The 11,554-nt window shown below is 50.3% G+C and carries 10 protein-coding genes; all 10 read right to left on the bottom strand.

Annotation, left to right across the window (positions count from 1 at the left end; genetic code table 11):
• Positions 1 to 181: 181 nt before the first annotated feature.
• Positions 182 to 1,120 carry a glycosyltransferase family 2 protein gene (locus B2J69_RS15280; RefSeq protein WP_081140505.1) on the bottom strand — a complete coding sequence of 313 codons (939 nt, stop codon included), beginning with the start codon at positions 1,118 to 1,120 and terminating at the stop codon, positions 182 to 184.
• Positions 1,121 to 1,213: 93 nt separating this feature from the next.
• Complete coding sequence (rfbC, locus tag B2J69_RS15275) at positions 1,214 to 1,759, bottom strand: dTDP-4-dehydrorhamnose 3,5-epimerase (RefSeq protein ID WP_081140504.1); 546 nt, start codon at positions 1,757 to 1,759, stop codon at positions 1,214 to 1,216.
• Positions 1,759 to 2,640: a glucose-1-phosphate thymidylyltransferase RfbA gene (rfbA, locus tag B2J69_RS15270; RefSeq protein WP_081140503.1), complete on the bottom strand. Its 882-nt coding sequence runs from the start codon at positions 2,638 to 2,640 to the stop codon at positions 1,759 to 1,761. The genes rfbC and rfbA overlap by 1 nt, the downstream gene beginning before the upstream one ends.
• Positions 2,641 to 2,684: 44 nt before the next feature.
• Positions 2,685 to 3,572, bottom strand: a complete 888-nt coding sequence (gene rfbD, locus B2J69_RS15265) for a dTDP-4-dehydrorhamnose reductase (RefSeq protein WP_081140502.1) — start codon at positions 3,570 to 3,572, stop codon at positions 2,685 to 2,687.
• Entirely contained in the window at positions 3,572 to 4,651 is a 1,080-nt protein-coding gene (gene rfbB, locus B2J69_RS15260) for a dTDP-glucose 4,6-dehydratase (RefSeq protein WP_081140501.1), read from the bottom strand. The genes rfbD and rfbB overlap by 1 nt, the downstream gene beginning before the upstream one ends.
• A 728-nt stretch (positions 4,652 to 5,379) precedes the next feature.
• Positions 5,380 to 6,393 (bottom strand): UDP-glucose 4-epimerase GalE, encoded by a 1,014-nt coding sequence (gene galE / locus B2J69_RS15255; protein WP_081140500.1) that lies wholly within the window; start codon positions 6,391 to 6,393, stop codon positions 5,380 to 5,382.
• Between the two features lie 53 nt (positions 6,394 to 6,446).
• Positions 6,447 to 7,343: a UTP--glucose-1-phosphate uridylyltransferase GalF gene (galF, locus tag B2J69_RS15250; RefSeq protein ID WP_081140499.1), complete on the bottom strand. Its 897-nt coding sequence runs from the start codon at positions 7,341 to 7,343 to the stop codon at positions 6,447 to 6,449.
• A gap of 273 nt (positions 7,344 to 7,616) precedes the next feature.
• Entirely contained in the window at positions 7,617 to 8,957 is a 1,341-nt protein-coding gene (locus tag B2J69_RS15245; RefSeq protein WP_081140498.1) for a lipopolysaccharide biosynthesis protein, read from the bottom strand.
• Positions 8,954 to 10,177, bottom strand: coding sequence for a glycosyltransferase (locus B2J69_RS15240; RefSeq protein ID WP_081140497.1), 1,224 nt, complete (start codon positions 10,175 to 10,177; stop codon positions 8,954 to 8,956). The genes B2J69_RS15245 and B2J69_RS15240 overlap by 4 nt, the downstream gene beginning before the upstream one ends.
• Positions 10,178 to 10,181: 4 nt before the next feature.
• Positions 10,182 to 11,444, bottom strand: coding sequence for a colanic acid biosynthesis pyruvyl transferase WcaK (gene wcaK, locus B2J69_RS15235; RefSeq protein ID WP_081140496.1), 1,263 nt, complete (start codon positions 11,442 to 11,444; stop codon positions 10,182 to 10,184).
• Positions 11,445 to 11,554 lie beyond the last annotated feature (110 nt).

Here is an 11,554-nt window from a genome sequence, read left to right as displayed (position 1 = left end):
TCATATAAAGCTAACAGCATGACATTGCCGCCAGAAAATTCTTTTTTTACAATAGTATTATTGTACTTTTTTATTTTTATACTGTCTTTTAGAGAAAGAATCCCATAATAAAAAAATATAAGAGTCTTTATAAAAAGCCGTAAAAAAACGTTTATTAACCTCTTCATTGACAATAATCTTCCTATTTTAATTTATTTAACATGCTCATCAGCATAAAAATTAAAGTTTCTGTAATATTTTGACGATATAGCTTTGCTTTTAGAAAACTTCTTAATCTCAAAGTTAGACCAGGGCTACCACATTTTCTGAAATCATGTAGAACTTTTTGATTACATAAAGTTAAATTCTGCTCATAAAATGCAAGAGCTACATCATTCAAATCAGTCCATTTTTTAAAGTCACCATCGAACAGTCGTCTCAATCTTTTAAACTTAGAAATCAAGCCATTATTACTGCCTACCAGGTTTCCATCATGCTGACGATAATGTGTAAAAGAGATCGGATCATAATATATTTTACCACCCACTCCACTACACAAGATGTAAAGGAACCAATCGTGAGATACGATATTAATTTCAGGGGGCAATCTTTCTACCAGTTCTTTCAGGGCGTGATTAAAAAACATCGTATTGCCGCCAGAAAAACTTTGTATAAGTGCATTGTTAAATGAAAAGTTTTTTTTGAAGAGTGGCGAAAAACCAAGTATTTCCAGTTTGTTATTAATAAGCGTCGTTCTTCCACCATATAAAACTTGTTTGTTCCCTAATGATTCTAGCCTACTAACATGCTTAAGGGAAACCTCAAGTTTTTTATCGAGCCAAATATCGTCTTGATCGCTAAATGCATAATATGGTGAATTGATACTATTGTTCCTGAGCAAATTCAGGAAGTTTGCAGAAAACCCCTTACCAGGACCATTCAATAAAACAATTTTCCCATCAGGAAGACTATCTTTGAAGTCGCGAATAATATTTAATGTATTATCTGTTGAACCGTCATCAGACACATATAACACCCAGTTTTTATAGGTTTGAGAAAATATTGAATCTAACTGCTGCTTTATGTATCTCTCACCATTAAAAGTGCCCATTAATATACTGACAGTGCCATAGTCAATCATATCATCGTCAACTTTTCTTGCGGAAAAAACTTATGGCAATTTAAAATATAAAAAATCAAACGTAGAGATATTAACTCTACGATTGATATTAATTTAAAAATAAACAGCCGAATCGAAAGGAGTGCCCTGTTTGTCCTTAAGGGAAAGCAATGGTTCTTCACTTTCACCCATAGGCCAGTTTATGCCAATTTTTTCATCATTCCATAATAAAGAATGCTCGGCAGCTGGGTTATAGTAATCAGTACATTTATATACAAATTCAGCACTATCTGATATTACATAAAAACCATGAGCAAAACCTTCAGGTACCCAAAGCTGTCTTTTATTATCAGCTGACAGATGGACACCTACCCATTTCCCGAAAGTTGGAGAAGCCTGACGCATATCAACAGCGACGTCGAACACTTCACCTGATACTACTCTTACTAGCTTACCTTGCGTGTTCTTTGTCTGGTAATGTAAACCTCGCAAGATTCCTTTTGCTGATTTAGAGTGATTATCCTGGACAAACTGACGTGGGCAAACCAGTTCTTCGAATTTTTTTTGTTGCCAGGTTTCCATAAAGAAACCTCTTTCGTCGCCAAATACTGCTGGCTCGATAATTTTTACATCTGAAATATCTGTATCAATGATTTTCATTACAAACGCCCATCTACTAATGCCATCAAATATTTACCATATTCATTTTTGAGATATGGCTTTGCCAAAATTTTTAATTGATCTTTGTTGATGAAATTCATGCGGTAAGCAATTTCTTCTGGGCAAGCCACCTTTAGCCCCTGACGAGATTCAATGGTCTGAATAAAATTATTTGCTTCCATTAAACTCTGATGAGTACCAGTATCTAGCCAGGCATGTCCTCTTCCCATAATAGAAACTGACAGCTGACCTTTTTCCATATAGATACGGTTAATATCTGTGATTTCTAGCTCTCCACGCGGTGATGGCTGAAGATTTTTTGCCATATTCACTACGCTATTATCATAAAAATAGAGTCCAGTAACTGCATAATTACTTTTTGGATTTTCAGGCTTCTCTACCAGAGAAATAGCTTTACCATTTTCGTCGAATTCTACAACGCCGTAACGCTCTGGATCCATGACGTGATAGGCAAATACAGTGGCACCTTGCTCTTTTTGGGACGCAACTTCTAGCTGCTTGTTAAGATCGTGACCGTAAAAAATATTATCGCCAAGGATCAAGGCAACCGAATCCTCGCCAATAAATTCCTCGCCAATAATAAAGGCTTGCGCAAGCCCATCTGGACTTGGTTGCACTTTGTACTGAATAGATAATCCCCATTGCGAGCCATCACCTAACAAACTTTCAAAACGTGGTGTATCCTGGGGTGTGCTGATGATGAGAATGTCAGTGATCCCAGCCAGCATCAGCGTGCTGAGCGGATAATAGATCATGGGTTTATCATATACAGGTAACAATTGCTTACTCACTGCCATAGTTACCGGGTAAAGACGAGTTCCTGATCCGCCAGCGAGGATAATACCTTTATTCTTTTTCACATTATCACCTTCTGATCCAGACAACTGCTAGTTGCCTGTTACTATTATCCGATAGTTTCATTTAACATACGTTCAACACCTACTTGCCATTCTGGCAAGGTCAAATTGAAAGTACGCTGAAATTTTTCCGTATTAAGACGAGAGTTTGCTGGGCGTTTCGCTGGTGTCGGAAATGCGCTTGTAGTTACAGGATTAATAGTCTGTACGGCAAGCTCTAAGCCTCGTTGTTTGGCTATCTTAATGACTTTATTAGCATAGGCATACCATGTCGTTTCGCCCGATGCAATTAGATGATAAATTCCAGCAACATTTTTATTCACAAGCGCAATTCTAATTGCATGCGCCGTGCAGTCAGCTATCAGATCGGCTCCCGTAGGGGCTCCATGCTGATCATTAATGACGGAAATTGTGTCGCGCTCTTTTGCCAATTTAATCATAGTCTTGGCGAAATTATTTCCTCGAGCTGCATAAACCCAACTTGTACGAAATATTAAATGACGCGAGCAATGTTGCTGAAGCCCTCTTTCACCTTCTAACTTTGTAGATCCATAAACGCTTAAAGGCCCCGTTGCATCATCTTCTCGCCATGGAGTATCGCCCTGACCATCGAAAACGTAGTCGGTTGAATAATGGATAAACCATGCTCCAATCTCTTCTGCCGCTTTAGCTATTTCAGTAACTGCCAGTGCATTTATACATCTGGCGTTTTCCTTATCGCCTTCGGCTTTATCAACAGCCGTGTAAGCAGCGGCATTGACAATAATTTGAGGTTTGATGGCTCTGACCGTTTCAGCAACACCAGTAGGATCATTGAAATTACCACAGTATTGAGAGGAGCGCGAATCGAGTGCAATTACATTTCCCAATGGTGCGAGAGCACGCTGTAATTCCCAACCCACCTGACCGTTTTTACCAAATAAAAGAATGTTCATTAATCACGTTTCTCATAATTTTGTTCAATCCAGTTTTGATAGGCACCACTTTTGACGTTATTGACCCATTCAGCATTATTTAAATACCATTCAACTGTTTTGCGTAAACCGGTTTCGAACGTTTCCTCAGGTTTCCAGCCCAAATCGCGCTGGATTTTGCTGGAGTCGATAGCGTAACGGCGATCGTGGCCTGGACGGTCAGCTACGTAAGTAATCTGCTTCTGATATTTATCTGCTTTTGGCATTAACTCATCAAGCAATTCGCACACCTTATAGACTACATCAATGTTTCTCTTTTCATTATGGCCACCGATATTATAAGTGGTGCCAGGTTGAGCCTTGACGACGACGGTATAAAGAGCGCGAGCATGATCTTCTACGTAAAGCCAGTCGCGAATCTGATCCCCCTTCCCATAAATCGGAAGTGGTTTGCCTTCCAGCGCGTTGCTAATAATCAACGGGATCAATTTTTCGGGAAAATGATAGGGACCATAATTGTTTGAGCAATTGGTAATAATGACTGGCAATTTATAGGTTCTGCCCCAGGCACGTACAAGATGATCGCTGGCAGCTTTGGTTGAAGAGTAAGGACTGCTAGGTGCGTATGGCGTAGTTTCCGTAAAAAGAGGCAGCTCGCCACTCATCTCATCGGGATGCGGCAAGTCACCGTACACTTCATCAGTAGAGATATGATGAAAACGAAACGCCTGCTTGCGTTGTTCGTTAAGACCTGACCAATACTGACGACATGCTTCCAGTAAGCTATATGTACCGACTACGTTAGTTTGAACGAACTCTGCGGGCCCTGTAATTGAACGATCTACATGACTCTCCGCAGCCAGATGCATCACGGCGTCAGGCTGAAAATCTTTCATGATGGCAGCTATTGCCACAGTATCGCAGATATCGGCTTGTTGGAAATGATAACGTGAACTGTCAGCAACCTCTTTCAATGACTCAAGATTGCCAGCGTAAGTCAATTTATCCACATTGATGACTTCATCTTGCGTTTCATTGATAATATGTCTGACGACTGCCGAACCGATAAAGCCAGCACCACCCGTTACTAAGATTTTCATAGTCTACCATTCATCCTTCACGACACGTCCCCCTGCGCATGTTTATATTCCAATCAAACACTTAGCTACAGAGTAGAACTTAAAATTGTTTACGCCACGTGTTTAAGCATGTGACTAGATGCCCGGCTTAAGCCAGATAGCTCACGTTGCCGCATACAGGATACGATAAAATCAATGAGCATCTAAAACATCGTCACATTTTGTTACTTTTAGTCTTTGCTTGTACCCATGCTCAAAAAAAACCTAAATGAGAGAAAATAGCCACGCTACCGCCCTTGGCTTGCAGCAACCAATCGGCTGTATGATGAATTAATCATCACTTAAACTGTTTTTTCCTGTCTTATTTGACGCAACGGCTTCCGTCAAAGACCACCGCAAATATTACAATTTGTGCAGCCGAATTAACATGGTTATTGCTTTATTGTTTGTGTCATAAGCTTTATGGTTGCTTAACCCAGTCTCATTGTTACACAAGTCAAGTTATCCCTATAAAACAGCATAGTAGCGCATTCACTCTTGTGCTTTGATGTGGCACACGAAGGTTTTCACCAGTAGGTAGGTAAACAGCCGTGGAGAGTATAGACTCCAGGAAAATTCTGTAAGTGATATCGGCATTACATCAGGTTTGATTGAGCAGAAAACAAACAAAGGCGTTTTGCCCAGTTAGCTTTGCGAAACTATAGCCATAAAAAACCCGGCCTGAGCCGGGTTAGCGATTTGCTGCAAACTTAGCGAAACCCGTTCGGGTTCTTACTCTGCCAGTTCCAGGTATCGCGCATCATCTCTTCGATCCCGCGCGACACCCGCCAGTCCAGCTCCTTATCCGCCAGGCTGGCGTCAGCCCAGAAGGCCGCCAGGTCGCCGTCGCGGCGCGGTTTGATCTCGTAAGGAATCTGTTTGCCGGAGGCGGCTTCAAACGCCTTAATCATCTCCAGCACCGAATAGCCCTTGCCCGCGCCCAGATTGTAGGCCTTATAACCTTCAACCTTCGGCAAATGGTCCAGCGCTTTCAGGTGCCCTTCCGCCAGGTCGACCACGTGAATATAGTCGCGCTGACAGGTGCCGTCCGGCGTCGGATAATCGCCGCCGAACACGCCGAGCTGCGGCAGACGGCCAATCGCTACCTGCGCGATATAAGGCAGCAGGTTGTTGGGAATGCCGCTCGGGTCTTCGCCGATTTCGCCTGACTCGTGCGCGCCTACCGGGTTGAAGTAGCGCAGCGCGATAGCTTTGAATTTCGGTTCGGCGAAGGCGAAGTCACGCATCACCAGCTCGATCATCAGTTTGGAGGTGCCGTAAGGACTGGTGGTGCCGCCGATCGGCGTGGTTTCCACATAGGGAACCGGCGCGTCGGCGCCGTAAACGGTGGCGGAGGAGCTGAAGATAAAATCGAACACGCCCGCGGCGCGCATCTCTTCCAGCAGCACCACGGTGCCGGCGACGTTGTTCTCGTAATACTCCAGCGGCATGCGGGTCGATTCCCCCACCGCCTTCAGCGCAGCGAAGTGGATCACCGCGGAGATAGCGTGGCTGGCGAACAGATCGCGCAGGCAGGCGCGGTCGCGGATATCGCCTTCAACGAAGGTCGCTTTTTTACCGGCCAGCTTCTCGACGCGGTTAATCGCCTCGCGCGAGGCGTTGCACAGGTTATCCAGTACTACAACGTCGTCGCCGCGCTGCAATAACGCCAGCACCGTATGCGAGCCGATGTATCCCGCCCCGCCCGTTACCAAAATAGCCATGTGTGCTCCTGTCTAAGCTGCCGCGTCGATGCGCGGCAAAACGTGAGAAAAGGTTATTTTGCCAGAATTTTCTCAATGGCGGCGCGGAATTCCTGTCCCATGGCGTTGCTGCGCAGGCCGTAAGAGACGAATGCCTGCATGTAGCCGAGCTTGCGACCACAGTCAAAGCTGCGACCGGTCAGCAGCGCGGCGTCTACCGGCTTCTTCTGGCTCAGGCTGGCGATAGCGTCAGTCAGCTGAATACGGCCCCACGCGCCTGGCTCGGTGCGCTCCAGCTCGCCCCAGATGTCGGCGGAAAGCACATAGCGGCCCACGGCAGCCAGATCGGAGTTCAGCGGCGCCGGCTCTTCCGGTTTCTCGACGAAGTCGGTGATCGTGCTGACGTCGCCCGGGTTGTCCAGCGGCTGCTCGGTGGTGATCACAGAGTATTCAGAGAGATCGGCGGTGGGCATATGCTGCGCCAGCACCTGGCTGTGGCCGGTCTCTTCAAAACGCGCCACCATAGCGGCAAGGTTGTAGCGCAGGTGGTCGGCGGTGGAATCATCCAGCAGCACGTCCGGCAGCACCACCACAAACGGGTTGTCGCCAATCATCGGGCGCGCGCAGAGAATAGAGTGGCCGAGGCCCAGCGGCTGCGCCTGGCGCACGTTCATGATGGTCACGCCCGGCGGGCAAATTGACTGCACTTCGCTCAGCAGCTGACGCTTGACGCGCGCTTCCAGCAGCGCTTCCAGCTCGTAGGTGGTGTCGAAGTGGTTTTCCACCGCATTTTTGGAAGCATGGGTGACCAGCACGATCTCTTTGATGCCCGCTGCAACGCACTCATCAATGATGTATTGAATCATCGGCTTATCAACGACAGGCAGCATCTCTTTTGGAATTGCTTTCGTCGCCGGGAGCATATGCATACCGAGACCCGCAACCGGGATTACTGCTTTAAGCTTGGTCATATTTTTTCCATTTCATGAAGTGAATACGTGCGGTCGATTATGCAGGATCGGCCAGAACTGCAAGTATAATCTTTATCCGAAAATCCGACACTAAATGCCTGTCATCCCTTAGAAATTCATCTTTTTCCCACTGTTCAGCCGCGCCATAAAGCGAGTAAAGACAAGCGCTAACCCGCCCGGAAAAACCGCCTGCCACAGCCGTTGCCGACAGGGGTTAATGCCAGGCTAAAAAAGACTCGGGCGGCACAGTGGCCGCCCGAGAAGAGGTGTGGATCAGAGCCAGCCGGCAAACCACTCCGGCATCACAAACAGGTTGAAATGGTTCACCAGCGCAATCACCACGATGAACAGCGCCGAGACCGAGACCCACTGCCGCGCATAGGGCATAAAGCGGATGCCGATAACCGGTTTGATAAAGAACGGATGGGCGAAGGCGGAGATCAGCACCTGCGAGATAGAGAGCGTCAGCGCCACGTAGAGCACGTTGGGCCAGATAAAGGTGGTTGCCAGCACCGCCAGCACCACCAGGCTCGCCACGATATTCCAGTAAAACTCGACGTTGGTACGTCCGTTCGCCTGGGAAATGGCGCCGGTCAGCCCGCCCATCGGACGCAGCATGCCGAACAGCAGCATCAGCGGGATCAGATGGTAAACCTGCTCATGGGAGGCGCCGTAAAGCACGCGTACGATCACCGGCGACAGAATGCCGATGGCGAGGTACATTGCGCTGCTGAACAGCATAATGACGAAGGTGCCCTTGAGGAACAGCCGTTTCAGCTGCTCGGGATCCTGCTGCTTCTCGGCGAAGCGCGGCAGCGCCAGGCGGTTAATCACCGGCGACACCAGCTTGAGCGGCTGAAGGATCAGCTCTTTCGCCAGCGAGTAGATGCCGAGCATCTCCGCGCCCATCACCTTGCCGACAATCAGTGCGTCCGCCTGGGTGCGCAGCTGATTGATGGTCTGCGAGCCAAGCTGATAGGCGCCGTAGCGCACCGCGCCGACAAAGGTGGCTTTATCAAACGCCCAGGTGGGCCGCCATGCCTTCTCGCCGAAGGCGATCATGCAGAGAATGCGGGTAAAGGCGTTGATAAACAGGCCGAGGATCGCCGCCGCCACGGTCAGCGAGGTGAAGTAGAGCATCAGTAGCGTGCAGGCAAACGCAAACAGCTTGGTCGCCATCTCGATCTTTGCGAGCAGCACCATGCGTTTGGTTTTGATAAAGTGCGCCTGATACTGCGACAGATGGCCCAGCACAAGGAAATTGAGGCTGGTGAGCATAATCAGCCCCACCAGCTCCGGCAGATGGTAGAACCAGGCGATCGGATAAGCGATGCCCAGCAGGATCAGGCCGGTCATCAGGCTGAGCGACACGTTAACCCAGTAGATGGTGCTCTGCTCGCGCCGGGTGATCTGCTGGCGATGAACGATATAGCTGCTCATCCCCATATCCTGCAGCACGGTGGCGACCGCCAGAATGGCGTTGATGATCGCCAGCAGCCCCAGCTCGTGCGCCTCCAGCCTGCGCGCCAGCACGCTGAGCTGCAACACCTGCAGCAGCGCGGCAAAACAGGTGCTGCCGAACAGCCAGACCGCCTGTTTTTTCAAACCATTCACGCCAGCCGCTCCAGTAACTGCGCCAGCTCGCCGTAGGCGATATGCTGGTTAAACTCCGTTTCCACCTTATGGCGCGCCGCCGCCACCACCGGCGCGACGTCGACATCGCCCTGCGACAGCTTCAGCAGCGTGTCGGCCAGCGCCTCGGCGTCATCCTCCGGCACCAGCCAGCCTGAGACATTGTTCTCAATCAGCTCGGGAATACCGCTGTGGAAGGTAGAGACCACCGGCAGGCCCACCGCCATCGCCTCCATCAGCGCCACCGGGATCCCTTCCATATCGCCGTCGGCGGCGGTTTTAGAGGGCAGCAGGAAGATATCCGCCTCGCTGAGCGCCGCGCGGATCTCCTCCTGCGGCTTAAAGCCCGGCATGCTGACGCAGTCTTCCAGCCCGGCGTTGGCGATATGCTGACGCATCATCTCATCCTGATCGCCGTTGCCGATAATGGTGAACTCAAACTGGCCGCCGCGCTGCTTGAGGATCTCGCTGGCCTTCACCGCCACGTCGAGTCCCTTCTTCTCGGTGAGGCGCGCCACGGAGACGATGCGCAGCGGCGAATGAAACGCCTGACGCGGCTGGAAGTTAAACTTCTCCGGCTCGATGCCCATGCGCGTCACGTGGATCTTCTCCGGCGGACAGCCCATCTCGATCAGCTTGCGCTCCCAGAGATGGCTGATCGGCAGCAGCAGCTCGCTCTGCTCGAACAGATTGACGTAGTCCTGCTTGTGCTCTTCCAGAATATGTCGGCGCGAAATATCGGCGCCGTGAAACACCGTCGCCTGTTTGCCCACCAGCACGCCCAGTTCGCGCAGCTTGTTGGCCAGCGCGCCCGCATAGCCGAAGTGCACAAGGAACACGTCGGCGGTATAGGGCTGGCTGGTGTTCGCCACGATCGAAGGCAGCAACAGTTTGCTGGACTGCGCGCCGTAGCGGCGCACGTTCAGCGAGCGGATCAGCGCCGGTTTTGCCACCTTCGGCAGCACCAGCTTCAGCCGCTGGTTGAGCTTGTCGATATTCGACACCTTCTCTTCCGGCAGCAGATAGTGGGTGCGCGCCGCCAGATGATACTCGTCGAACGCCGCGTGGCGGTTCACCAGATCGCCGGGAAAAACAGAGATGATTTCAACGTCGTAGCCGGCGTCGATAAAATGGGTCACCTGGTTCAGCACGAAGGTCTCAGAGGCGACCGGGAAACGCATGGTGAAAAAAGTCAGTTTCATAGCATTACCCCAATACGTTGAGGATCTCTTCTGTGATCCGGTTTCCGACTTCACGCTCGTGCGCAACCGCCGTGTCGACCTGCTGTTTGATGGCGTCATAGTCCGCCAGCACCTTTTTTACTTTGCCGATCAGCGAGCCGTCCATCAGGCTCTTCACGTCGGTCGCCATCTGCGGCAGCCCGAGCTGATTCATCACGCCCAGCGATTTGTGTTCATAGTTAATCGCCACGGCCGGCGTGCCGAAGTTCATGGAGATAATGGCGGAGTGCAGTCGCGTGCCGATGGTGAGATGGCAGTGGCTCAGCAAAATACCCAGCTCCAGATCGTTAAACTCATCCATGATGACCTGATAATGCTCAGGGTGATCGACGCTGTCGCGCAGCGTCAGCGCCACCATGCGGTCATCTTTGGCGTAGCTGTCGATGCCGGTGCAGGTTGAAAACGCGACTACCTGATAGCCTTCGGCAATCATCGCGTTGATCACGCGGCCAAAGGCGGCTTCATACTCTTTCTGCGTGACGCCGAGCCGTTTGTCGAACGGCGCCAGCTCGCGCACGGTAATGGCGATGGTTTTGCGGCGGCTGATGATCGCCTGCCAGTGCAGCAGATTGTGGCTCGGCTGCTCGACGCTGCGCGCGCGCACCAGAAAGGCGGTGTCCACCCCTGGCGCCACCTTGCGCGTTGTTACGCCATCTTTTTTCATTAAGTCCAGGCTGACCGACTCGCGCAGCACCAGGCGGTCGACGCGGTCAAAGACGAAATTCGCCAGCGCGTTGACGCGCGGGTTCTGAAACGGACCCACCGAGTGGCCAATCAGCCAGATGGGCTTCTTCGCCATCAGGGCGCACAGCGCATGGTCGAACTGCGTGACGCCGTAGAGATCGACAAAGAACGAGCCGCCAACCTGAATAATGGCGTCGTACTGCTTCAGGCTGTCGGCGAAAGCGGCAAGATGCGCCGGCACGGCAAACGATTTAAACGGGCCGCCTTTGCCGAGATGCGCCATCATAATGTTCGGCATCAGGCGGTTGGCCACCTTGCGCTTGATGGTGCCGGCCAGGCCCTTTGCCGATTTGCTGTTATGCAGAAACAGCGAATCCTGTTTGATCTCCTGCTGGAGCAGATACCCAGAGCTTGTGGGATAACGGCTGATCACCTCAATCTCTACATCACCGCGGGCAGCGTGGATTGAGTCGATCAACCCACGGAGAATCGCGCCATCCCCGCGATTCCCACACGTATGGTTACCCACCAATAAAATTTTCATCAAAAAAACTCCGAAAAATTTCTTCTAATTTTCTACCCGACCGGGTGCAGATGCGATGCGCCGGGTAAACAAGCCGCCATATCCTGAACGGGCAAAGTGAACTCTGTCGT

This window comes from Pantoea latae (assembly GCF_002077695.1).
Taxonomy (GTDB): domain Bacteria; phylum Pseudomonadota; class Gammaproteobacteria; order Enterobacterales; family Enterobacteriaceae; genus Pantoea; species Pantoea latae.
Note: the sequence above shows the minus strand (reverse complement) of the source record. Positions and strands in the feature narration are given on the sequence as shown.

Bases quoted from the DNA above. Each gene is read 5' to 3' on its own strand.
- B2J69_RS15240 (WP_081140497.1), bottom strand. From the start codon at position 10,177: ATGAAACTGACTTTTTTCACCATGCGTTTCCCGGTCGCCTCTGAGACC.
- rfbB (WP_081140501.1), bottom strand. From the start codon at position 4,651: ATGAAAATCTTAGTAACGGGTGGTGCTGGCTTTATCGGTTCGGCAGTC.
- rfbD (WP_081140502.1), bottom strand. From the start codon at position 3,572: ATGAACATTCTTTTATTTGGTAAAAACGGTCAGGTGGGTTGGGAATTA.
- galE (WP_081140500.1), bottom strand. From the start codon at position 6,393: ATGGCTATTTTGGTAACGGGCGGGGCGGGATACATCGGCTCGCATACG.
- rfbC (WP_081140504.1), bottom strand. From the start codon at position 1,759: ATGAAAATCATTGATACAGATATTTCAGATGTAAAAATTATCGAGCCA.
- wcaK (WP_081140496.1), bottom strand. From the start codon at position 11,444: ATGAAAATTTTATTGGTGGGTAACCATACGTGTGGGAATCGCGGGGAT.
- galF (WP_081140499.1), bottom strand. From the start codon at position 7,343: ATGACCAAGCTTAAAGCAGTAATCCCGGTTGCGGGTCTCGGTATGCAT.
- B2J69_RS15280 (WP_081140505.1), bottom strand. From the start codon at position 1,120: ATGATTGACTATGGCACTGTCAGTATATTAATGGGCACTTTTAATGGT.